This window comes from Streptomyces actinomycinicus, from assembly GCF_016741775.1.
Classification (GTDB): domain Bacteria; phylum Actinomycetota; class Actinomycetes; order Streptomycetales; family Streptomycetaceae; genus Streptomyces; species Streptomyces actinomycinicus.
In genome coordinates this window covers 42,809-64,073 of the sequence record NZ_JAERRK010000017.1, presented here as the reverse complement: position 1 = coordinate 64,073, position 21,265 = coordinate 42,809, and the positions used below count along the sequence as shown (strand labels likewise).

Sequence of the window (21,265 nt, the reverse complement as noted above, 5' to 3'; positions counted from 1 at the left end):
CAGCGGGTTCCGTTCCGTTGAAGCATGCAGAGACGGGTTTCCCAGCCGTCGAAACGGCTCCGTGCAGCTTCGGGCAACATTGCTGGGGTACCGTCAGAAGAACTGTCTTATCAAACTCACTATGGCAGGAGGGACGGGGCGTCACCGCTCCGTATGGATGGACGTGAAGCGATACTTCCGTGGGCCGGTCATGTGGATCGTGCTGGCCGTCCTTGCCGTGGTCGTGTTGATGCAGGTCGTCGGCTCGTCCGGCGGCTACAAGACGGTGGACACCGGCCAGGTCGTGGCGGCGATCAACGACAACAAGGTCGAGTCGGCCAAACTCACCACCGGTGACGAGCAGAGCATCAAGGTCACGCTCAAGGACGGCGTCAAGGTCGAGGGCAGCTCGAAGATCCAGGCGAGCTACATCGGCGACCAGGGCGTCACCATCGCCGGCCAGCTGCAGACCAAGTACCAGGACAAGCAGATCCCCGACGGCTACACGGTCTCGCCGTCCAAGCAGAACCCGTTCCTCGGCGTCCTGCTCTCCCTGCTGCCCTTCGTCCTGATCGTGGTCGTCTTCCTGTTCCTGATGAATCAGATGCAGGGCGGCGGCTCCCGGGTCATGAACTTCGGCAAGTCCAAGGCCAAGCTCATCACCAAGGACACCCCCAAGACGACCTTCTCCGACGTCGCCGGCTGCGACGAGGCCGTCGAGGAACTCCAGGAGATCAAGGAGTTCCTCCAGGAGCCGGCCAAGTTCCAGGCCGTCGGCGCCAAGATCCCCAAGGGCGTGCTGCTCTACGGCCGTCCCGGTACCGGCAAGACGCTCCTCGCGCGCGCCGTCGCCGGCGAGGCGGGGGTCCCCTTCTACTCGATCTCCGGTTCCGACTTCGTCGAGATGTTCGTCGGTGTCGGTGCCTCCCGAGTCCGTGACCTGTTCGAGCAGGCCAAGGCGAACGCCCCGGCGATCGTCTTCGTCGACGAGATCGACGCGGTCGGCCGTCACCGCGGCGCCGGCCTCGGCGGCGGTCACGACGAGCGCGAGCAGACCCTGAACCAGCTGCTCGTCGAGATGGACGGCTTCGACGTCAAGGGCGGCGTCATCCTGATCGCCGCCACCAACCGCCCGGACATCCTGGACCCGGCGCTGCTGCGCCCCGGCCGCTTCGACCGCCAGATCGCGGTCGACCCGCCGGACCTGCAGGGCCGTATGGAGATCCTCAAGGTCCACCAGAAGGGCAAGCCGGTCGCGACCGACGTCGACCTGTCCGCCGTCGCCCGCCGTACCCCGGGCATGACGGGTGCCGACCTGGCCAACGTCCTGAACGAGGCGGCGCTCCTGACCGCCCGCGGTGACCAGAAGCTGATCGACAACAAGGCGCTGGACGAGGCGATCGACCGTGTGGTCGCGGGCCCGCAGAAGCGGACCCGGATCATGTCGGACAAGGAGAAGAAGATCACCGCGTACCACGAGGGCGGTCACGCCCTGGTCGCGGCGGCCTCTCCGAACGCCGACCCGGTCCACAAGATCACGATCCTGTCCCGTGGCCGTGCCCTCGGCTACACAATGGTCCTGCCGGACGAGGACAAGTACTCGACCACGCGCAACGAGATGCTCGACCAGCTCGCCTACATGCTGGGCGGCCGCGCGGCCGAGGAACTGGTCTTCCACGACCCGACCACCGGTGCCGCCAACGACATCGAGAAGGCCACCAACCTGGCCCGCGCGATGGTCACGCAGTACGGCATGACCGAGCGGCTCGGTGCGATCAAGTTCGGCGGCGACAACAGCGAGCCCTTCCTCGGCCGTGAGATGGCTCACCAGCGCGACTACTCGGAAGAGGTCGCCGCGCTGGTCGACGAAGAGGTCAAGAAGCTCATCGAGACCGCGCACAACGAGGCCTGGGAGATCCTGGTCGAGAACCGCGACGTGCTCGACAACCTGGTCCTGCAGCTGCTGGAGAAGGAGACGCTGGGCAAGGAGGAGATCGCCGAGATCTTCGCCCCCATCGTCAAGCGCCCGCCGCGGCCCGCCTGGACCGGCTCCTCCCGCCGCACCCCGTCCACCCGTCCGCCGGTGCTCTCCCCGAAGGAGCTGGCACTGACCAACGGTGCGAACGGCGCGACGGCGGCGATCAGCACGGCCAAGTCCACCGCCACCGAGTCCGCTCCGGTCACGGAGACTCCGGAGGACCGCTCCGACAGCTGAGTGTGGGCCGGCCGACAGGGCCGGAATGAATGCCGCGCCCCCCAGGTTCTACGCTGGGGGGCGCGGCATTTTCGGATGACCACAGAGACAACGTGTGGCCGCCCACGCATGAAGGCACAGGAACGAGGAACCAGATGACCGACCCCGTGACGCTCGACGGCGAAGGCACCATCGGTGAGTTCGACGAGAAGCGTGCCGAGAACGCTGTGCGGGAGCTGCTGATCGCGGTCGGCGAGGACCCGGACCGTGAGGGGCTGCTGGAGACGCCGGCGCGGGTGGCACGCGCGTACAAGGAGATCTTCGCCGGTCTGTGGCAGAAGCCCGAGGACGTCCTGACCACGACGTTCGACCTGGGACACGACGAGATGGTCCTGGTGAAGGACATCGAGGTGTACTCGACCTGCGAGCACCATCTGGTGCCGTTCCGGGGCGTCGCCCACGTCGGCTACATCCCGTCCGAGGCCGGCAAGATCACCGGCCTGTCCAAGCTGGCCCGGCTGGTCGACGTCTACGCCCGCCGTCCGCAGGTGCAGGAACGACTCACCACGCAGATCGCGGACTCCCTGATGGAGATCCTGGAGCCGCGCGGGGTCATCGTGGTCGTCGAGTGCGAGCACATGTGCATGTCCATGCGGGGCATCCGCAAGCCGGGCGCGAAGACCATAACGTCCGCCGTGCGCGGTCAGCTGCGGGACGCCGCGACCCGGAACGAGGCGATGAGCCTCATCATGGCGCGCTGACCGCGCCGCCGAGCGGGGCCGGCGGTCAGGCCACCGGCTCCGCGCCCGTGTGGTTCTGGTCGTCGTCCTCGGGGAGCTTGCAGACCCGCTCCAGGAACAGGGCCGCCGCTATCACGCCGAGGCCGGTGAGCACCGAGAGGCCGGCGTAGATCGCCTGGTCGCGGCGGGCCGGGATGTCCAGCAGCTCCAGCAGGAAGACGCCCGTGCCGCCGTACATGCCGGCGACGAGGGCCGCGACCAGGGCGCTGGCCTGGCCGAAGACGACCGCGCGGGCGGCCATCAGCGGATCGACGCCCTTCGCGCCGGGCCGGCGCTCGCGCTGGGCCCTGAAGCGGGCGCGCAGCGAGAGCGCCGTCGACAGCAGGACCACCGCGATCAGCGCGAGCACGACGGGGGCGGCCAGGGGGACGCTGGGGAGGGTCCCGATCGAGTTCCAGAGGCGGGCGCCCGCCCAGGACAGGACTCCGGCCACGACGAACACGCCGGCCAGCACCCTGATGCGCAGCTCTCTCACGGTGTCCCTTCAGTTCCCCCGGACCGTCCCGGTGTGGTCGTCGCGGCGTATCGGTCTTGACCCGCCTCGACCTTAACGACTACTCGGGCAGCCGGAGTTCCAGGTCCTTGCGGGGTTCCACACCCTCGCGGGTGACCGCCGACAGCAGCTGGGCCACCGTGCCACGGCCCGGGAGCTGCGCCTGGGGGTCCACGTCGTGCCAGGGGGCGAGGACGAAGGCGCGCTCGTGGGCGCGCGGGTGGGGCAGGGTGAGCTGCGGGTCGTCGGAGGTGACGTCGGCGTAGGCGACGATGTCGACGTCCAGGGTGCGCGGGCCCCAGCGCTCGTCCCGGACCCGGTTGAAGGCCTCCTCGACCGCGTGCGCCCGCTCCAGCAGGGAGGCGGGGGGCAGGGTCGTCTTGAGGACCACGACGGCGTTGTAGTACGACGGCTGGCTGCCCGGCTCGACGCCCCAGGGCTCGGTCTCGTACACCGGGGAGACGCCCTTCACGCGGACACCCGGGGTGTCCTCCAGGGCGTCGACGGCACCCTGGAGGGTCTCCAGGCGGTTGCCGAGGTTGGAGCCGATGGAGATGACGGCCCACTGCGGGTTGTGCAGGGTCGTGTCGGCGGCGTCCACCTGCTCGACGACGGAGGCGGGCACCGGCTGGACGGTCGGGTCGCTGTGACCCTGGCTGAAAGGTCGGGTCATACTCGGCTCCGGGTGATGGTGACGGTCACGTCGTCGAAGGGGACGGTGATCGGCGCGTCCGGCTTGTGGACGCAGACCTCGACCTGCTGAACCCCTTCGTGCTTCAGACAGGTCTGGGCGATCCGCTCGGCCAGCGTCTCGATGAGGTTCACCGGCTCGCCCTCGACCGCGGCCACGACCTCCTCGGCCACGATGCCGTAGTGCACGGTCTTCGTCAGGTCGTCGTCCGCCGCGGCCGGCCGGGTGTCCAGACCCAGGACGAGGTCCACGATGAAGGTCTGGCCCTCCTCGCGCTCCTTGGGGAACACACCGTGGTGCCCGCGGGCCTTCAGGCCGCGCAGCGCGACACGATCCACGCGAATCACTCCTGCAATCGTCGGGAACGGCTGGTGCGTACCGCGTGCGGGCGGAACACCGGCCTCAGACGAATCTACCTGCGGACACTGACAAAGCCGGGCCACCGGGGCGTGCGGCCGGGCGGGTCTCTGGAGGGTTCACCGGCTGTTTCCCCTGGGGAACCCGGCCGTGTCATGGACTGGTAGCCGCTCATACCCGCGGGTAGGTGATTCCAACCACTCCTCGCCCCCCTGCCCGGTCCCGGCCGCCCCGTGGCACGGCCGGGGTGTGTCCGCCCCCTCAGGCGAGGGGATCGTCGTCCGGGTTCACACCGTTCACGCCGGTGTCGTCCTCGTCGCCGTCGTCGCTCTCGGCCAGCACGGGGGAGGCGTGGTGCGCCCAGATCTTCCAGCCGGAGGGCGTACGCCGGAACACGTTGGTGGCGACCACGAGCTGGCCGACCAGGGGGCCGAGTTCCGCGCCGTCCTGCGGGGCGGGGCCGCCGCTGAGGATGTTCTCGGTGCAGGTGACGAGGGCGGTGTCGCCGGTCACCGAGACGTGCACGTCGGTGAGGAAGAACTGGATGTAGTCGGTGTTGGCCATGATCAGTGCGTACGACCTGAGGACCTCGCCGCGGCCGGTGAGCACCGGCCAGCCGGGGTGCACGCAGGAGATCACGCCGGCGTCCGCGGGGTCGTGGTACGTCTCGTCCACGCCCAGGTCGGCGGGGGTGAGCCAGAGGGACGACACCTCCTCGAAGTCGCCGCGCTCGAGTGCCTCGTAGAAGGCGGTGTTGGCGGCCTCCACGTGCTCGACGTCGGTGTGCGGGGCGCTCACCGGTCGCCTTCCGCGCGGGGCGCCGGTGCCGTCGTACGCGCCCCCTCCACGGCTCGTGCCACCCGTACCGCGTCCGCGGTGGCGCGTACCTCGTGCACGCGCACCGCCCACGCGCCGGCGTGCGCCGCGAGCGCGGAGACGGCGGCCGTGGCCGCGTCGCGCTCCCGTGCGGGCGGCGGCGCCGCCTCGGGGCCCGCCAGGACCCGGCCGAGGAACCGCTTGCGGGAGGCGGCGACCAGGAGGGGGTGGCCGAGGGCGTGCAGGCGGTCGAGGCGGGCGAGGAGGGCGAGGTCGTGGTCGGCGTCCTTGGAGAAGCCGAGTCCGGGATCGACGACGATGCGGTCGGGGGCGATGCCGCCGGCGAGAACGGCCTCCACGCGCGCGTGCAGCTCGTCCACGACCTCGGCGACGACGTCCTCGTAGACGCCCCGCACGTTGCCGCCCTCCAGGAAGCCGCGCCAGTGCATGACGACGAAGGGGGCGCCCGCCGCGGCGACCACCGGGATCATCGCGGGGTCGGCGAGGCCGCCGCTGACATCGTTGACGAGGGAGGCGCCGGCCGCGAGCGACTGTTCGGCGACGGAGGCGCGCATGGTGTCGACGGAGACGACGGCCCCCTCGGAGGCGAGGCCGCGCACGACGGGGATGACCCGGCGCAGTTCCTCGGCCTCGTCCACGCGCGTGGCGCCGGGCCGGGTGGACTCGCCGCCCACGTCGACGAGGTCCGCGCCCTCGGCGACCAGGTCCAGGCCGTGCTTGACGGCGGCGGTCGTGTCGAACCAGTGACCGCCGTCGGAGAAGGAGTCCGGAGTCACGTTCACGACGCCCATGACGGCACACCGGTCCCATGCCGGAAGGCCGGCCACTCGGCCCCGCCCGCTGAGGTTGTTCATACGTTCAGCGTAGGCCCAGGGCGGTAGCGGAACCGCGCGGTGGCCGGGCTGCCGCACCGGCCGGCCGTCCGGGTCAGGCCGCCCGGACATCCCGTTCACCCATGGCGTGGGCGCACGGGCGCTGGGCGGCCGCCCGGCGCCGGCGCAGGAATCGCGGCAGCGGCAGGGCGAGGTTGACGAAGCCCTCCGCCTGCATGGCGGCGAAGCCGATGCGGGGCAGGTCACCGGAGGCCCGGTAGACCACGAAGCGCGGCTCCCAGCGCGGCTGGAACTTGGCGTTGAACTTGTACAGCGACTCGATCTGGAACCAGCGGGAGAGGAACACCAGCAGCCCGCGCCAGGCGCGCAGCACCGGGCCGGCGCCGATCTTCTCGCCGCGGGCCAGGGCCGAGCGGAACATGGCGAAGTTCAGCGAGATCCGGTTGATGCCGAACTTCGGGGCGGCCTGCAGGGCGGCCACGATCAGCAGCTCGTTCATGCCCGGGTCGGCGGCACGGTCACGGCGCATCAGGTCCAGCGACACGCCGTCCTTGCCCCACGGCACGAAGTGGAGGATCGCCTTCAGGTCTCCGTACTCGCCCGGCTCCTCGTCGGCCTTGTGCGCGGTGGCGATCAGGCAGTCGCTGTCGGCGGCGTCGCCGATGCGGCCGAGCGCCATGGAGAAACCGCGCTCTGTGTCGGTGCCGCGCCAGTCCTCCGCCGCCTGGCGGATCCGCTCCAGCTCGGCGTCGCCGAGGTCACGGATGCGCCGCACCCGGGTTTCGTAGCCGGCCCGCTCGATGCGCTTGACCATCTGGCGCACGTTGCGCATCGCGCGTCCGGCGAGCGAGAAATCCGCCACGTCCACCACCGCCTCGTCGCCCAGTTCCAGGGCGTCCAGACCGGTCTCGCGGGTCCACACCTCGCCGCCGGTCTCCGAACAGCCCATGACCGCCGGGGTCCAGGAGTGGGCCCTGGCCTCGTCCATGAACCGCTCGATGGCGCCCGGCCAGGCCTCGACGTCCCCGATCGGGTCGCCGCTGGCGAGCATCACGCCGGAGACGACCCGGTAGGTGACCGCGGCCTTGCCGCTCGGCGAGAAGACCACGGCCTTGTCGCGGCGCAGCGCGAAGTGGCCGAGCGAGTCGCGCCCGCCGTGCTTCTCCAGCAGCGTGCGCAGTTTGGCCTCGTCGTCCTCGGTCAGGCGCGCGGCCGGGTGCTCGGGGCGGAACGCCAGGTAGATGGTGGTGACCGCGGTGATCCAGCCGAGGGCACCGAGGGAGAAGGCCACCGTCCAGGAGGTGTTGCCCAGGTAGTCGACCGGGCCTTCGAAGCCGAACAGGCCGTAGACGACGTGGGTGAGCCGGTCGGCCAGGCTCGGGTTACCGATCGTCCGGTCCGGGTGGACGCTGACGATGACCAGCCCGAGGGCGAGGGAACCCGCGCCCATGAGCACGAAGTTGGCGAGCGCGCGCCACCTGCTGCGCGGGTCGGGCAGGGCCGCGAACTGGTCCCGGTGCCGCAGCAGCGGCACCAGCAGCGCGACCGCGATGAACACCCCGACGAGCGAGTGCCGGTAGGCGAACTGCGCCGCCGCACCCGCCGGCAGCAGCGCCACCGCGGCACGCCACGCCCGGCGCTTGCGCCGCTTCAGCCCGTGGGCCAGCAGCAGCAACAGCACGCCGGCGCTGAGCGAGAGGGCCGCGGCGAAGGGCCCGAAGGAGCCTGGCAGCACCTCGGCGATGGCGTGCATACGGCTGTGACGGAAGCGCGGGAACACACCCCCGGCGATGTCCAGGAGGCCCACGAGAGCGGCCGCCCGGCCGACCAGAGCGGGAACAGCCTCGGGGCGCGGGCCGCGCAGCACGCGCCGCGCCCGGCTTGATCGGCTCGGAACCCCGCCCGACATTTCCCCATCTATCCTGACAGACATCGCATCCCGTAGTTCTGCGAGAGACCTTGAACCCGGGCCCGATCGGGCATCCGGCGACATTGCGCCCTCTAGGACGGTGTCTCGGGGAGAGAGGTTCACTCCCCACCGGAAAGTCGGGTCAAAGGCCAAGGAAAGCCCCGGGCAAACCCTCGCGACGAAGCGTGGGCGCGGCACGGGCGGAAAGCGCAGGCAGGAAACAGCCCATGGGTCTCACGAGCAACAAAGTGCTGGTGCTGGCAATTGCGATCGCCGCCGTGCTGTTCATCGGCACGGTGTGGCTGTGGCCGCGCCTCGCCCGGCAGAACTGGCGGACCGTCAGCGGCCGGGTCGGACTGCTGCTGTCCACCCAGCTGGCGCTCTTCGCCTCCCTGGGCCTCGCCGCCAACCAGGCCTTCGGTTTCTACGCCAGCTGGGCGGACCTGTTCGGCAAGGAGACCGACCAGGGGATCGTCGTCGACCACTCGGTCAACGGCAGCACCGGCGGTCCGCTCCAGGTGGTCTCCACCTCCGACGTGCCCGGCGTGGCCACCGCACGGCCGGAGACGGGCGGCCAGATCCAGAAGGTCGACATCGTCGGCCGTACGAGCCACATCGGCACGCCCGCGTACGTCTATCTGCCGCCGGAGTACTTCCAGCCGCAGTACCGCACGCGCACGTTCCCCGTCGCGGTCGTGCTGACCGGCTACCCGGGCACCGCGCAGTCGCTGGTGGACAAACTGAACTACCCGAGCACGGCACAGCGGCTCGCCAAGGACGGGCGGATGCAGCCGATGATCCTGGTGATGCTGCGGCCGACCGTGGCGCCGCCGAGGGACACCGAGTGCGTGGACGTCCCGGGCGGGCCGCAGGCGGAAACGTTTTTCGCCAAAGATCTCCCGGAGGCCGTCCTCACCCACTACCGGGCCGGCAAGCGTCCCGGCAGCTGGGGTGTCATCGGCGACTCCACGGGCGGCTACTGCGCCCTCAAGCTGGCCATGCACCACCCCGGTGTGTACGCGGCCGGCGCCGGCCTGTCGCCGTACTACAAGGCGCCGATCGACCCCACGACCGGTGACCTCTTCCACGGCGACAAGAAGCTGCAGAATCGTGCCGACCTGTGGTGGTACCTCAAGAACGAGCCCGCGCCGGACACCTCGCTGCTCGTGACCAGCAGCAAGGTGGGCGAGCACAACTACAACGACACGATGAGGTTCATAGAGCGTGTGCAGGCCACGAACCTGACCCGGATCTCCTCGATCATCCTCGAGAGCGGCGGCCACAACTTCAACACCTGGCGGCGCGAGATCCCGCCGACCCTCCAGTGGATCAGCGGGCGGCTCACCGACCGCTGATCCCGGCGCACCCCTGACGTCCCGTGAAAGCTCCGGTGTGGCTGTGTTTTTACGGGGCGGGGGTCCGCGATTCGCCTACGCGCGGTAAGTTTCTGGCCATGCCACGTGGACGCCACCGCCATTCCCCTCCTCTGCACCGGCTGTTGCCTCCTTCGGCGATCGCCGGTGTCTCCGTCGTCTGCGCGCTGGGTCCCTGGGCGTTCTCCGAGGCCACGGTGTTGCGCGCGCTGGCTGCCGCGGCCGCCGCGACGGCGGTCGTCGGCGCGGTCGTGATGCGCCGCTGGGACGCGCAGGCGGGCAAGCAGGTCGCCGAACTCACGCGCGCGCGTGCCGGCGACGAGTGGCGCTACGAGGAACGGGTCGCCGAACTGGAGACCGACCTCGAGGAGTCCCGCGAGCTGCGCGCCAAGCTCGAGCAGCGGCTGCGTGCCAAGAGGACCGAGCTGGCCGGGCTGCGTAACGAGCACGCGTCCCTGCTGCGCCGGTACGCCACGGCGGAGACCGAGCGCGCGAGCGCCCTGGAGGGACGCCGGCTGCTGGAGCTGGAGTCGGCGCCCGAGCCCACGTCCGCGCCCGCCCTGCCGCCCGCACGGCACGCCGGACCGGACGGGACGGCCACCGGGGGGCCCGAAGGGCCCCGGGATGCCGGAGCCGCCGAGGGCGCGGATGGTGCCGATCGTGCCGAGGACTTGAAGGGCTCGAAGGGCTCGAAGGGCTCGGAGGGTACGGACGGCTCGGAGGGTTCGGGGGCCGCCGCTGGCCGGTCGGCGACGGAGGCGGTGTTCTCGGCCGATGGTGCCCGGCTGTACCGGCGGGCCCTGACCGCCCTGGCCCGGTTCGACCGGGGGGACGCTCCGGCGGAGGCGGAGGCGGAGGCCGAGGCCGAGGGGGAAGCGGAGGCGGAGGCCAAGGCCGAGACCGAGGCCGAAGTCGTGGACGAAGCTGAAGTCGGCGCTGAGGCCGTGGCCGTGGCCGAGGGACAGACCGAGGGACAGACCGAGGGGCAGGCCGGCGACGAGCCGGAGGTTGCCACGGCGCCCGGAGCCGAGGTGTCTGGCTCTCTGGTGTCCGGGGCCGAGGTCGGCGACGCTCAGGTGTCCGGGGCCGGCGTTTCCGAGGCCGGGCCGGCCGGGCCCGAGGTGGCCGAGGTCGCCGGGGACCGGGAGATGTCCGAGGCCGTCGAGAGCGCGGCCGGGGCGCCGGAGGCTCCCGCGAGCGAGGTGGCCGAGGCCGGGGCCGACGCCAAAGGAGAACATGCCACGGCAGGCGTGACGGGGACGGCCGATATCGCATCTGCGTCCGAGGCCGCGCATGCGTCTGCGGCCGCGCATGCGTCCGAGGTCGCGTCGGCGGCCGACGTCACCACGCGCGCGGGGCAGACGCCCGCCGGGCACTTCACGGTGCCGACCGCGGTGGCCGTCGTACCGGCCGCGCCCGTGCGGCGCCCCGTGGTCGAGGGCGGCTTCGACTTCTTCGGCACCCAGAAGGGCGACTCGAAGGACACGCTGGACTCCGTGCAGAACGAAGACCTCGCCGACGTGGTCGGCCCGGAGGCCCTCGCCGTGCACAAGGCCGAGGCCGAGGCCGGGTTCAAGCCCGCCGACGCGCAGTCGCAGGGCGTCGGCCAGGTCATCGACCTGACGGCACACGACGAGACCGAGCAGATCGACGTGCAGGGGCTGCACACGGCCGCCTCCTGAGCCGAAGTCAGCCGTACGCCGCACACGCAGGCGATCGGGCCCGGCCTTCCCACGGGGGAGGCCGGGCCCGCTGCGTCGACGGATCGACGCGTCGATCCGATGACACCTCGATGTGCCGTCGCTTGTCGCCTGTCGCCTGTCGCCTGTCGTCCGTCGTGCCGTCGTTCGTCGCCTGACGCCGCCGTCCGCTGCACGTTGCGCGTCGCCTTGGTGCGCGCTGGTGCGGTGGTGCGGTGGTGGCGCGGTGCGGTGGTGGCGCGGTGCGGCGGTGCGGCTGTGCGGTGGTGGCGCGGTGAAGGGGCCGGGCGGTGGTGGGGCGGGCGTCAGGCCGTGGACATCCAGCGGTCCGGTGGGGCGTCCCTGCGGCCCGTCCGGGACCGCTCCGCCTGTTCGTCCAGGAACCGCACGGCCTCCTCGGCGCCCCGCAGCCGCGCCGTTACGGTCTTGTCGGCCCCCGTGTCCACGTGTACGTCGGCGAGCCCCCAGCGGCGTTCCCAGGGCCCCTGGGTGAGCCGTACGCTCTGCACCTTGGCGTGCGGGACCAGCGAGAGCCGGCGGCACAGCAGGCCGCTCCGGGAGGCGAACACCGCGCCGGTGACCGCGAGCCGGTGCCCGCGCCACCAGAGCGGCACGCACCACCGGGCCCGGCCCGGCGCCCGCGACAGCTCCCTCGGCACCGTCACGCCGGGCAGCACGCGCGCGACGACCGCTTCGGCGGCCGCGCGCGGGGCCACCGGTATCAGCACCGAGTTGGCGGACCCGGCCACGTCCAGTTCCACCCGGACCCAGCCTCCCCCGCTCTCGGCTCCGCTCGCGCGGGCGGACCCCCGTCGCCGCCACAGCAGCGGTTCCACGATCCGTACGGTCTGCACCCGGCCGGGCGGCACCGTCTCGTGCGTACGGTCGAGCAGCCCGTGGTCGATGCGCAGTCCGTCCGGTGACTCGCTCACCGTCCAGTCGAAATCGTTGACGAACCGGCCCACACCGCTCGCACCGGCCGCACCGAGCAGCGGCAGTGCGGTGGCGAGGACCGTCCACACGTTGTGGGTGGTGAGCCACAGCAGGGTCGGTACGACGAGCGCGCCGCACAGCGTGCCCCAGGTGGCCCCTGTCAGCGCCAGGGAGCGCGCCAGCTCGCGCGGCGGCACCCGCAGCAGGACGCGCGCCGGTGCCTCGCCTATTTCCTGCGCCGTCTCGGGCGCGAACCCCGCGGCACGCGCGAGCAGCTCGGCCCGCAGGGCGCTCGCCTCCCGCTCGCCCAGGAAGGCCAGTTCGTCCTTGTCGTCGGCGCCGACGACGTCGATCCGGAGCTTCGCCACGCCCGCCACGCGCGCGAGGAGCGGGCGGGAGACGTCCACGGCCTGGATGCGCTCCAGCCGGATGTGCGCGGTGCGCCGGAACAGCAGTCCGGTGCGGATGCGCAGTTCGGTGTCGGTGACCGCGAAGTGCGTGAACCACCAGGAGAGGAAGCCGTAGAGGCCGGCGACCGGCACCAGCACCGCGAGCCCCAGCAGGAGCATGGTGGTGGTCAGCCGCGCCAGCTGCTGCTGGGTGCCGTTCGGGTCGTGCACCGCCCAGCCGGCCAGTACGGCGACAGGGGCCCAGGCCCGGCGGAAGGGCGTGACCGGGTGCAGCCGGCGCTCGATGACGGGCGGGGGCTGCGGTATGCCGCCGTCCGGTACGCCGGGGCCGGGAAGGCCGCCGCACGATGTGCCGCCGTCCGGTACGCCGGGGCCGGGAAGGCCGCCGCACGATGTGCCGTCGTCCGGTACGCCGGGATCAGGAACGGCGCCGCACGATATGCCCCCGTCTGCTGCACCAGCACCGCCACCAGCACCGTCACGGTCACCGCCACCAGCACCGGTCCCGCCGCAGCCCCCGGCACCGGTGGCAGTGGCGTCGGCGTCGTCCGGGGCCGTCACAGGCCCGCCGATCGTGCCTCGCCCAGCTCGGTGAGCCGGTCGCGCAGTCGTTCCGCCTCGGCCGGGTCCAGGCCGGGGACGGTCGCGTCGGTCGCCGCGGCGGCCGTGTGCAGCTGCACGGTGGCCAGCCCGAAGCGCCGCTCCACGGGCCCGGACGTCACCTCCACCAGCTGCATCCGCCCGTACGGCACCACCGTCTCCTCGCGCCACAGCACACCACGGCTGATCAGCAGGTCGTCGGCGCGCTCGGCGTACCGCCAGGAGCGCCAGTTGCGCTCCAGCAGCCACCAGCACCAGGCGGCGACCACCGGCGGCAGCAGCGCACAGGCCGCCCACGCGGGCCCCGCCAGAAGGCCCGGCACCAGTCCCGCGGCCACCGTGAGCACGGCCGTCCACCACACCAGCAGCAGCCGGCGCACGCGCAGCAGACCAGGCTCCAACCCCCGCCACACCGGCTCGCCGGCCGGCGCCTCGTTCCCTTCCGGGCTCCCCGTCTCCATGCGCCCAGCGTACGTAGGGGAAACTGGGGCCATGACTCCTACGACGGAGACCACGGTCGGGATCGGCGGCGCAGCTGAGAGCACCGACATGGTGCTCAACATCGGGCCCCAGCACCCGTCCACGCACGGCGTGCTGCGGCTGCGGCTCGTGCTGGACGGGGAGCGCATCGTGCACGCGGAGCCGGTGATCGGCTACATGCACAGGGGTGCCGAGAAACTCTTCGAGGCGCGCGACTACCGGCAGATCATCGTGCTCGCCAACCGCCACGACTGGCTGTCGGCGTTCTCGAACGAGCTGGGCGTGGTCCTCGCAGTGGAGCGGATGCTCGGCATGGAGGTCCCCGAGCGGGCCGTATGGACGCGGACCCTGCTCGCCGAGCTGAACCGGGTGCTCAACCACCTGATGTTCCTCGGTTCGTACCCGCTGGAACTGGGCGGGATCACGCCGGTGTTCTACGCGTTCCGGGAGCGCGAGGTGCTCCAGAACGCCATGGAGGAGGTTTCCGGCGGGCGCATGCACTACATGTTCAACCGCGTCGGCGGCCTCAAGGAGGACCTGCCGGCCGGATGGACCGCACGCGCGCGTGAAGCGGTCGCCGCCGTGCGCTCGCGCATGGACGTCTTCGACGACCTGGTGCTCGGCAACGAGATCTTCCGGGGGCGCACGCGCGGGGTCGGGACGCTCGCGCCCGAGACGGTGCACGCCTACGGCGTGAGCGGGCCCATCGCGCGCGCCTCGGGCGTCGACTTCGACCTGCGCCGCGACGAGCCGTACCTGGCCTACGGCGACCTGCAGGACACCCTGAAGGTGGTCACCAGGAGCGAGGGCGACTGCCTCGCCCGGTTCGAGATCCTGCTGGAGCAGACCCACAACGCGCTGGACCTCGCCGACGCCTGCCTGGACCGGCTCGCGGAGCTGCCGCCCGGGCCGATCAACCAGCGGCTGCCTAAGGTACTGAAGGCGCCTGAGGGGCACACGTACGCGTGGACCGAGAACCCGCTCGGCATCAACGGCTACTACCTGGTCAGCAAGGGCGAGAAGACGCCGTACCGGCTGAAACTGCGCTCGGCGTCCTACAACAACATCCAGGCGCTGACCGAGCTGCTGCCCGGGACGCTGGTGGCCGACATGGTGGCGATCCTGGGGTCGATGTTCTTCGTGGTCGGCGACATCGACAAGTAGCCGCACGCGACGCCGGACCGATGTCACGGAGGTACGGCGGCGCAGGGCTCACGCCGACAACGCGGCGGGTACGGCGGCGCAGGGCTCACGCCGACAATGCGGCGTACGGCGGCGCAGGGCTCACGGCCGGGCGAGTGCGCTCAGGACCGGTGCGGTGGCGTCGTCTCCAGGGGGTCCGGGATGCCGACGGGCTGGAGCAGCCAGCCGAAGTCGCCCAGGCCGCCCGGTGCGGTCAGCTCGGCTGCCTCCCCGGCGCCGGCCAAGGCGCGCACGTACGCGGCCGGGTCCGTGGACGCCAGTGCGAGCGAGGGGCGTGCGCCGGTGATGTCGAGGGCGCGCAAGGCGGAGCGTTGCGTGAGCAGGCGCGCGGCGGGAAGCTCGCGCGCCTCTTCTACGGGCTCCTGCGCCGCACCCGACGGCGCCTGCGCCGCGTCACGGAGCGCGCGGGAAGGCGCGCGCGCCGCACCGGAGGGCCCGTGAGGGGTGCTGCATGCCGCACCGGAGGGCCCGTGAGGGGTGCTGCATGCCGCACCGGAGGGCTCGTGAGGGGTGCTGTGCGCCGCGTCGGAGGGCGCGTCAGGGGTGCTGTGCGCCGGATCGGACGGTGTGCGCGCCGCGCCGGGCGCCTCACCCGGCGGTGCCGCCGCGCACGCGTCCAGGGCCACATGGGCCGTGATGTCGCACGACCCGTCCGGCACGGGTGCCGTCTCGCGGCCCTCGCGGAAGCCGGTGAGCGTGCCGAACGGAGGGCGGGTGTCCGCGGTGTGCGCGTAGTCCACGGCCACCGCCAGCCCGCGTTCCACCCGGTCCACGGCCGCCGCCCAGGCCCGGTCCCGGGGCAGCCCGATCTCCGCCCGCAGCCCCTCCTCGGCCGGCAGCGGCCACCAGCGTGCCAGCCAGTCGGCCTCCGCTCCCGCCACGGGCTCCCCGAGCCGCTCGGAGCCGTCCGGCGCGACGAGCACCAGCCGGGGCACGCCCGCGGCGTCCACCTCGGCGACGTCCACCGGCACGTTGTCCAGCCACTCGTTGGCGAAGAGCAGCCCGGTGACCGCGTCCGGGAGTTCGCTCAGCCAGGTGATCCTCCGGTCCAGGCCGGCCGGACGATCGGCGATCTCGACGGCGTACGCGCGCACGCGTGCGGCCACGTCGGGCGGCAGCGCGGCGAGCACCCCGCGGACCAGTTCGCCCCGGCCCGCGCCCACGTCGACGAAGTCCAGCGCGGAGGGCCGCCCGAGCGCCGCGTCGACGCGGCACAGCAGCCGGGCCACGGCGCGCGCGAACAGCGGGGAGGCGTGCACGGACGTACGGAAGTGACCGGCCGGGCCCTCCGGACGCCGGTAGAACCCCCCGGGCCCGTACAGCGCCGCCTCGGCCGCCGCGCGCCAGCCGCGCGGGCCGGGACCGCGGAAACCGCCCTCCGTCGTCTCGTCCGTCACCACAACAGACTAGGCGCACAGATGATCACGGTCTCCACCTTGCGGAGTATGCGCGGCGGGCCCGGATCGGCCCTCCGGTTGACCCCTGCACGCATCTGGTTTCCCTACTCTGGGTTACGTGCAGCGCCTCTACGACTTCCTCCGCCGCCACCCGACCTGGGTCGACACCTTCTGGGCCGTCGTCCTGTTCGGGCTGTCCGGGGTGAGTGTGGTCAGCCTCGACGCGGTGCAGGGCCACCGCGGGACGGTCCCCCTGGGGATGGCCGTGTCCGCCGTCCTGTCCGCCGTCGTGGCGCTGCGCCGCCGTCTCCCGGAGGCGATGCTGCTGGTCGCCCTCGTCACAGGGCTGGCCCAGCTGGTCCTGGACGTCGAGCCGGTCGTCGCCGATTTCGCCATGCTGGTGATCACCTACACGGTCGCGGCGGTCGGCGCGCGCTGGGCGTCCCGGCTCGCGCTCGCCGTCAGCCTCTGCGCGGCGACCGTGGCCCAGATCCGCTGGCCGCAGGAGGACACCGCCTTCCTCGGGCAGGTCGCGATAGCCGTCTTCCAGACGGTGCCCTTCGCCCTCGCCTGGGTGCTCGGCGACTCCATCCGCACCCGGCGGGCGTACTTCGCCCAGCTGGAGGAGCGAGCGGCCCGCCTGGAGAAGGAGCGCGAGGCGCAGGCGAAGGTCGCCGTCGCCGCCGAGCGCGCCCGGATCGCGCGCGAGCTGCACGACGTCGTCGCGCACAACGTGTCCGTGATGGTGGTGCAGGCCGACGGCGCCGCCTACGTCCTGGACGCCGCCCCCGACCAGGCCCGCAAGGCCCTGGAGACGATCTCCTCGACCGGCCGCCAGGCCCTCGCCGAGATGCGCCGCCTGCTGGGCGTGCTGCGCACCGGGGAGCACCAGGAGAGCGGGGAGTACGTCCCGCAGCCCGACGTCGAGCAGATCGACGACCTCATCGAGCAGTGCCGCAGCTCCGGCCTGCCCGTCGACTTCAAGGTGGAGGGCACTCCGCGCCCGCTGCCCAGCGGGGTGGAGCTGACCGCGTACCGGATCGTGCAGGAGGCGCTCACCAACACGCGCAAGCACGGCGGGCCCAACGCGGGCGCGAGCGTACGGCTGGTCTACTTCGACGACGGTCTCGGCCTGCTGGTCGAGGACGACGGCAAGGGCGCTCCGCACGAGCTGTACGAGGAGGGCGGCGCCGACGGACAGGGCCACGGTCTGATCGGCATGCGCGAGCGGGTCGGCATGGTCGGCGGCACCCTGGACGCGGGCCCGCGCCCCGGCGGAGGATTCCGCATCAGCGCACTGCTGCCGCTCAAACCGGCACACTGACGGCGCCCCCCCCCGCGGCCCACGGCAACGAAAACCGCCCCCCGGCAGGCACGGCAGACCGCCCACCTGACAGGCAAGGCAGACCACCCGCCCCACGGCGACCGAAGACACGGAAGAGGACCCGATGACGATCCGCGTGATGCTCGTCGACGACCAGGTGCTGCTGCGCACCGGGTTCCAGATGGTGCTCGCCGCCCAGCCGGACATGGAGGTCGTCGCGGAGGCGGGCGACGGCGTGGAGGCCCTCCAGGCGCTGCGGTCCACCGCCGTCGACGTCGTCCTGATGGACGTCCGCATGCCGAAGCTGGACGGGGTGGAGACCACCCGGCGGATCTGCATGGAGCCCGACGCGCCGAAGGTGCTCATCCTGACCACGTTCGACCTGGACGAGTACGCCTTCTCCGGGCTGAAGGCCGGCGCCTCCGGCTTCATGCTGAAGGACGTGCCGCCCGGCGAGCTGCTGACGGCCATCCGCGCCGTGCACAGCGGTGACGCGGTCGTGGCGCCCTCCACCACCCGGCGCCTGCTGGACCGCTTCGCCCCGATGCTGCCCTCCGGCAGCGGGAAGGAGCAGCACAAGGAGCTGGAGCGGCTCACCGAGCGGGAGCGCGAGGTGATGGTGCTGGTCGCGCAGGGCCTGTCCAACGGCGAGATCGCGGCCCGGCTGGTGCTGAGCGAGGCGACGGTGAAGACGCACGTGGGCCGCATCCTGACCAAGCTCGGCCTGCGCGACCGCGTACAGGTGGTCGTGCTGGCCTACGAGACGGGGCTGGTAAGGGTGGGCGGCCAGGGCTGACGCCCGGGGCCCCGCCGCCCCGGACCGCGGGTGCCGTGCGCCGGTGTGGCTCAGCGCAGGACGCCCTCGATGAAGTCGCTGCCCAGCCGGGCCACCGCGGACAGGTCCAGCTGGTGCTGGACGTACCGGCCGCGACGGCAGTCCGTGATCAGCCCCGCCTTCTTCAGCACCGTGAGGTGCCGGGATATCTCCGGCGCCGTCATGCCGTGCGCGTCGGCCAGTTCGCTCGTGGTGTGCGGGGCCCGCGCGAGGTGCCGGCACAGCCGCATCCGCACCGGGTGGGCCAGTGCTTCCAGGCGGCGCGTGAGCTGCTCGACGGAGGGGGCCTGGGGACGGGAACCGCTCGCCGGGTAGGTGATCGACGGCTGCCAGCCGAACCGGTGCAGGACCATGAGGTGCGGCCGGCCGAGGCTGGTCGGCACCAGCACCAGGCCGCCGTCGCCCGTGGCGGTGCGGCCCACGGAGAGCTTGTCGACCGTGATGAGCCCGGCCTCCTCGTCCAGCGACACGGCTTCGGAGAGGGACGCCAGGGCCGCGCCCAGGCCCTTGCGGCGCAGCAGTTCCGTCTTGTGCCGGGCGTCGGCGGCGAGCTGGGGCTCGAGCCGGGCCCAGGTGTCGGCGAAGAACGCCTCGTCGCAGTCGAGCATCAGCTGCCGGAACCACGCCCGCACGACCGGCGGTTCGTCCAGCAGCCGGCGCGTGAACCGCTCCTGCACGGCGCCGCGCGCGGCGGCCAGTTCCAGGGAGCGGCGGCGCAGGTCCGGGTTGGCCAGGGGACCGGGGGTCTGGACGTCGTAGCGCAGCTGGCAGGTGAACTCGAGCGCCGCATTGACGAACTGTTCGTCCGTCAGCTTGTCCAGCAGGTCCAGTTCCTCGGCGAGCGTGGCCCCGGGGAGCGCCCGGCCGCCCGGGATGCCGGCGAACGGGGCGAAGACGTCCGAGAACGTCGTACGCCACAGGAAGTCCGCCTCGCACAGCCGGTCCGCCAGGCAGGGGTCCAGCCGGGAGGAGACGGCGGTCGCCCAGCCCTGCAGCTCGGGGTGGTGACCGGGCTCGCTGAGCGCGTGCAGCGCCATTCCCAGCTCGGCCAGCGGGGAGGGCGTGACGCAGACCCGTCCCCACCTCTCGGCCTCGCTCGGGCCGGGGACGCCCCCGGCGGTGGCGAGTCCGCTGATGTCGATGGTCACGCTCATGCCCCCCATCGTGCACCCGCCCACTGACAGCGCCGGCGTCGATTGACGGCAGTCGTCAATCCACGGGACATCGGCCCCGCACGGGGGCAGGCTGAAGGGCACCGGGGCAGCCGCGGAGCCCGATCAGTCACCGAGCGGTCGGTGAGCAGTCAGTGATCAGTCCACGTCCCGAGAAGGCGATCCGCCATGAGCATCACCCAGCAGTACCTCCTCGACAGCTACCGGGCCCGCGTGCACGGCGAGCCCGAGCCGCCCGCGCCGGGCCGTCATGACGCCGCCGTCCTGCGCGAGGTGCGCGACTACCGGCGCTTCCGTGCCGTCATCGCCGAACGCCCGGCACAGGGACGGCTCCGGCACACCCTGACCCGCTGGCTGCGCCCCCGCGCCCTCGGCTGAGCCCCACCCCGCGCGGCCCGGCAGGCGGTGCACCGCCGGGCCCCGCCCGGCCCGGCAGACGGTCCACCGCGCGGCTACGCCGGGTCCGGCAGGTGGTCCACCGCGCGGCTACGCCCGGTCCGGCAGGCGGTCCACGAAGTCCCGTACGGCCGCGCGGACGTCGTCGGCCGTCCAGTCCAGGCCCGCGGCTCGAATGCCCACCTCCGTGAACGCCAGGCCGGGCCCCGCCGCCTCCCAGGCGTTGCCGAAGAGCATCACCGAGGTCTCCTCGCCCTGGCGCACCGCCGCCTCGGCCGCCGCCTCCGGCTCGTACGGCAGCCAGACCCGGAACTCGTGCGTGTGCGGCACCTCCGGGTGGACTCGGGCCCAGGGCACCCCGGCCGCCGCGAAGCCCTCCCGCAGCGCGGCGGCGACCACGCGCGCGTGCCGCACGTACTCGGGCAGCCGGGGCAGCTCGCGGTCCAGGCCGACGAGCGCGGACAGCACGGTCGGGAACTGCTGGAAAACGGTCCCGCCGTACCTGTGCCGCCAGGTCTTCGCCTCCTCGATCAAGGTCCTCGGGCCGGCGAGCGCGGCGCCGCCGAAGCCGTCGAGGGACTTGTAGAACGACACGTAGACGGTGTCGGCGAGGGCGGCGATCTCCTCCAGGGAGCGCCCGAAGTGCTCCGTGCACTCCCACAGGCGCGCGCCGTCGAAGTGCACCACCGCGTCGCGTTCCCGCGCCGCTTCGACGACCTCGGTCAGCTCCTCCCAGGCGGGCAGCACGAAACCGGCGTCCCGCAGGGGCAGTTCCAGCATCAGTGTCCCGAAGGGCTCCGCGAACTCGCGTATCTCGGCGGCCGTGGGAAGCCGCGGGCCGTGGCCCACCCGGACCGGACGCAGCCCGCTGACCTGGCTGAAAGCGTGCCGCTCGTGCACTTCCGGGTGGGAGAGGGCGTGCAGGGCCACCGTCGGGTCGCCGGTGCGGGCCGCCCAGCAGCGCAGCGCCACCTGCTGGGCCATCGTGCCGGTCGGGAAGAAGGCGGCGGCCTCGGTGCCGAGCAGCGCGGCGACCCGTTCCTCCAGGTCGGTCACGATCCCGTTGCCGTAGACGTCGGCCGTCTCGTCCAGGCCGGGCATGCCGGCCGTCGCCTCGGTCAGATACGTGAGGCGTTCGCGGATCGTGTTTCCCCACTTCGCGCGGGACAGCGTGCGCCGCGCCCGCCGCCGGGCCGCCGCCCGCCGGTCCCGCAGCGGCTCCTGTGCCGATCGTTCCGCGTCCCGCCCGGTGCCCTGCTCAGCCGTGTCCGTCATGCCGCGGATCATGCCGTGGCCGGTCCCCTGGGGGACATCCCGTTTTCCGCGTCAGGGGGCCGGTGCGGGCGCGT

The 21,265-nt window shown here is 72.5% G+C and carries 19 protein-coding genes; 8 read left to right on the top strand and 11 right to left on the bottom strand.

Annotation, left to right across the window (positions count from 1 at the left end; translation table 11 throughout):
* Positions 1 to 157: 157 nt before the first annotated feature.
* Both ftsH and folE read left to right on the top strand, forming a co-directional pair.
* A complete protein-coding gene (ftsH, locus tag JK359_RS27300) occupies positions 158 to 2,194 on the top strand; it encodes an ATP-dependent zinc metalloprotease FtsH (protein ID WP_201840990.1) in 2,037 nt (678 codons plus the stop codon).
* Positions 2,195 to 2,328: 134 nt separating this feature from the next.
* Positions 2,329 to 2,934 carry a GTP cyclohydrolase I FolE gene (folE, locus tag JK359_RS27295; RefSeq protein WP_201840988.1) on the top strand — a complete coding sequence of 202 codons (606 nt, stop codon included), beginning with the start codon at positions 2,329 to 2,331 and terminating at the stop codon, positions 2,932 to 2,934.
* Positions 2,935 to 2,959: 25 nt separating this feature from the next.
* Here folE and JK359_RS27290 read toward each other — a convergent pair whose 3' ends face one another.
* From JK359_RS27290 to JK359_RS27265, 6 genes are all read right to left on the bottom strand, one after another.
* A complete protein-coding gene (locus tag JK359_RS27290) occupies positions 2,960 to 3,448 on the bottom strand; it encodes a DUF3180 domain-containing protein (RefSeq protein ID WP_201840986.1) in 489 nt (162 codons plus the stop codon).
* Between the two features lie 79 nt (positions 3,449 to 3,527).
* Positions 3,528 to 4,139: a 2-amino-4-hydroxy-6-hydroxymethyldihydropteridine diphosphokinase gene (gene folK, locus JK359_RS27285; protein ID WP_201840983.1), complete on the bottom strand. Its 612-nt coding sequence runs from the start codon at positions 4,137 to 4,139 to the stop codon at positions 3,528 to 3,530.
* The gene (folB, locus tag JK359_RS27280; protein WP_201840979.1) at positions 4,136 to 4,495 is read right to left on the bottom strand and encodes a dihydroneopterin aldolase; all 360 of its coding nucleotides are present in this window, start codon (positions 4,493 to 4,495) and stop codon (positions 4,136 to 4,138) included. The genes folK and folB overlap by 4 nt, the downstream gene beginning before the upstream one ends.
* A 280-nt stretch (positions 4,496 to 4,775) precedes the next feature.
* Positions 4,776 to 5,312 carry a nuclear transport factor 2 family protein gene (locus tag JK359_RS27275; RefSeq protein WP_201840976.1) on the bottom strand — a complete coding sequence of 179 codons (537 nt, stop codon included), beginning with the start codon at positions 5,310 to 5,312 and terminating at the stop codon, positions 4,776 to 4,778.
* Positions 5,309 to 6,205 (bottom strand): dihydropteroate synthase, encoded by an 897-nt coding sequence (gene folP / locus JK359_RS27270; RefSeq protein ID WP_201840973.1) that lies wholly within the window; start codon positions 6,203 to 6,205, stop codon positions 5,309 to 5,311. The genes JK359_RS27275 and folP overlap by 4 nt, the downstream gene beginning before the upstream one ends.
* A gap of 73 nt (positions 6,206 to 6,278) precedes the next feature.
* On the bottom strand, positions 6,279 to 8,093 hold the full coding sequence (locus tag JK359_RS27265; RefSeq protein WP_201840970.1) for a phosphatidylglycerol lysyltransferase domain-containing protein: 1,815 nt from the start codon (positions 8,091 to 8,093) through the stop codon (positions 6,279 to 6,281).
* A gap of 227 nt (positions 8,094 to 8,320) precedes the next feature.
* On the opposite strand from JK359_RS27265, the gene JK359_RS27260 reads away from it, so the two are divergent.
* Positions 8,321 to 9,448 carry an alpha/beta hydrolase gene (locus tag JK359_RS27260; protein ID WP_201840967.1) on the top strand — a complete coding sequence of 376 codons (1,128 nt, stop codon included), beginning with the start codon at positions 8,321 to 8,323 and terminating at the stop codon, positions 9,446 to 9,448.
* Positions 9,449 to 9,546: 98 nt separating this feature from the next.
* A complete protein-coding gene (locus JK359_RS27255) occupies positions 9,547 to 11,148 on the top strand; it encodes a hypothetical protein (RefSeq protein ID WP_201840964.1) in 1,602 nt (533 codons plus the stop codon).
* A gap of 323 nt (positions 11,149 to 11,471) precedes the next feature.
* Here JK359_RS27255 and JK359_RS27250 read toward each other — a convergent pair whose 3' ends face one another.
* A complete protein-coding gene (locus JK359_RS27250) occupies positions 11,472 to 12,815 on the bottom strand; it encodes a PH domain-containing protein (protein WP_307788301.1) in 1,344 nt (447 codons plus the stop codon).
* A 251-nt stretch (positions 12,816 to 13,066) separates the two neighbouring features.
* Positions 13,067 to 13,570, bottom strand: a complete 504-nt coding sequence (locus JK359_RS27245) for a PH domain-containing protein (protein WP_201840961.1) — start codon at positions 13,568 to 13,570, stop codon at positions 13,067 to 13,069.
* Between the two features lie 31 nt (positions 13,571 to 13,601).
* On the opposite strand from JK359_RS27245, the gene JK359_RS27240 reads away from it, so the two are divergent.
* Positions 13,602 to 14,753 carry an NADH-quinone oxidoreductase subunit D gene (locus JK359_RS27240; protein WP_201840953.1) on the top strand — a complete coding sequence of 384 codons (1,152 nt, stop codon included), beginning with the start codon at positions 13,602 to 13,604 and terminating at the stop codon, positions 14,751 to 14,753.
* A gap of 140 nt (positions 14,754 to 14,893) precedes the next feature.
* On the opposite strand, the gene JK359_RS39350 is transcribed toward JK359_RS27240, so the two are convergent.
* Positions 14,894 to 16,189, bottom strand: a complete 1,296-nt coding sequence (locus JK359_RS39350) for an SAM-dependent methyltransferase (RefSeq protein WP_307788297.1) — start codon at positions 16,187 to 16,189, stop codon at positions 14,894 to 14,896.
* Positions 16,190 to 16,307: 118 nt separating this feature from the next.
* Between JK359_RS39350 and JK359_RS27225 the strand changes: the two genes are divergently transcribed.
* A complete protein-coding gene (locus tag JK359_RS27225; RefSeq protein ID WP_201840951.1) occupies positions 16,308 to 17,513 on the top strand; it encodes a sensor histidine kinase in 1,206 nt (401 codons plus the stop codon).
* 124 nt (positions 17,514 to 17,637) lie between these two features.
* The gene (locus tag JK359_RS27220) at positions 17,638 to 18,309 is read left to right on the top strand and encodes a response regulator transcription factor (RefSeq protein ID WP_201840949.1); all 672 of its coding nucleotides are present in this window, start codon (positions 17,638 to 17,640) and stop codon (positions 18,307 to 18,309) included.
* Between the two features lie 50 nt (positions 18,310 to 18,359).
* Here JK359_RS27220 and JK359_RS27215 read toward each other — a convergent pair whose 3' ends face one another.
* A complete protein-coding gene (locus JK359_RS27215) occupies positions 18,360 to 19,502 on the bottom strand; it encodes a DUF5937 family protein (protein ID WP_201840947.1) in 1,143 nt (380 codons plus the stop codon).
* A gap of 186 nt (positions 19,503 to 19,688) precedes the next feature.
* On the opposite strand from JK359_RS27215, the gene JK359_RS27210 reads away from it, so the two are divergent.
* A complete protein-coding gene (locus tag JK359_RS27210; protein WP_201840945.1) occupies positions 19,689 to 19,898 on the top strand; it encodes a hypothetical protein in 210 nt (69 codons plus the stop codon).
* Positions 19,899 to 20,006: 108 nt separating this feature from the next.
* Here the strand turns inward: JK359_RS27210 and JK359_RS27205 are convergent, their stop codons facing one another.
* Positions 20,007 to 21,191, bottom strand: coding sequence for a threonine aldolase family protein (locus JK359_RS27205; RefSeq protein ID WP_236678526.1), 1,185 nt, complete (start codon positions 21,189 to 21,191; stop codon positions 20,007 to 20,009).
* Positions 21,192 to 21,265 lie beyond the last annotated feature (74 nt).

Coding starts and splice junctions, on each gene's coding strand:
- JK359_RS27265 (WP_201840970.1), bottom strand. CDS start 8,093: ATGTCGGGCGGGGTTCCGAGCCGATCAAGCCGGGCGCGGCGCGTGCTG.
- JK359_RS27205 (WP_236678526.1), bottom strand. CDS start 21,191: ATGACGGACACGGCTGAGCAGGGCACCGGGCGGGACGCGGAACGATCG.
- JK359_RS27220 (WP_201840949.1), top strand. CDS start 17,638: ATGACGATCCGCGTGATGCTCGTCGACGACCAGGTGCTGCTGCGCACC.
- JK359_RS27260 (WP_201840967.1), top strand. CDS start 8,321: ATGGGTCTCACGAGCAACAAAGTGCTGGTGCTGGCAATTGCGATCGCC.
- JK359_RS27215 (WP_201840947.1), bottom strand. CDS start 19,502: ATGAGCGTGACCATCGACATCAGCGGACTCGCCACCGCCGGGGGCGTC.
- JK359_RS27240 (WP_201840953.1), top strand. CDS start 13,602: ATGACTCCTACGACGGAGACCACGGTCGGGATCGGCGGCGCAGCTGAG.
- JK359_RS27255 (WP_201840964.1), top strand. CDS start 9,547: ATGCCACGTGGACGCCACCGCCATTCCCCTCCTCTGCACCGGCTGTTG.
- folK (WP_201840983.1), bottom strand. CDS start 4,139: ATGACCCGACCTTTCAGCCAGGGTCACAGCGACCCGACCGTCCAGCCG.
- JK359_RS27210 (WP_201840945.1), top strand. CDS start 19,689: ATGAGCATCACCCAGCAGTACCTCCTCGACAGCTACCGGGCCCGCGTG.
- JK359_RS27245 (WP_201840961.1), bottom strand. CDS start 13,570: ATGGAGACGGGGAGCCCGGAAGGGAACGAGGCGCCGGCCGGCGAGCCG.
- folE (WP_201840988.1), top strand. CDS start 2,329: ATGACCGACCCCGTGACGCTCGACGGCGAAGGCACCATCGGTGAGTTC.
- folP (WP_201840973.1), bottom strand. CDS start 6,205: ATGAACAACCTCAGCGGGCGGGGCCGAGTGGCCGGCCTTCCGGCATGG.
- ftsH (WP_201840990.1), top strand. CDS start 158: ATGGACGTGAAGCGATACTTCCGTGGGCCGGTCATGTGGATCGTGCTG.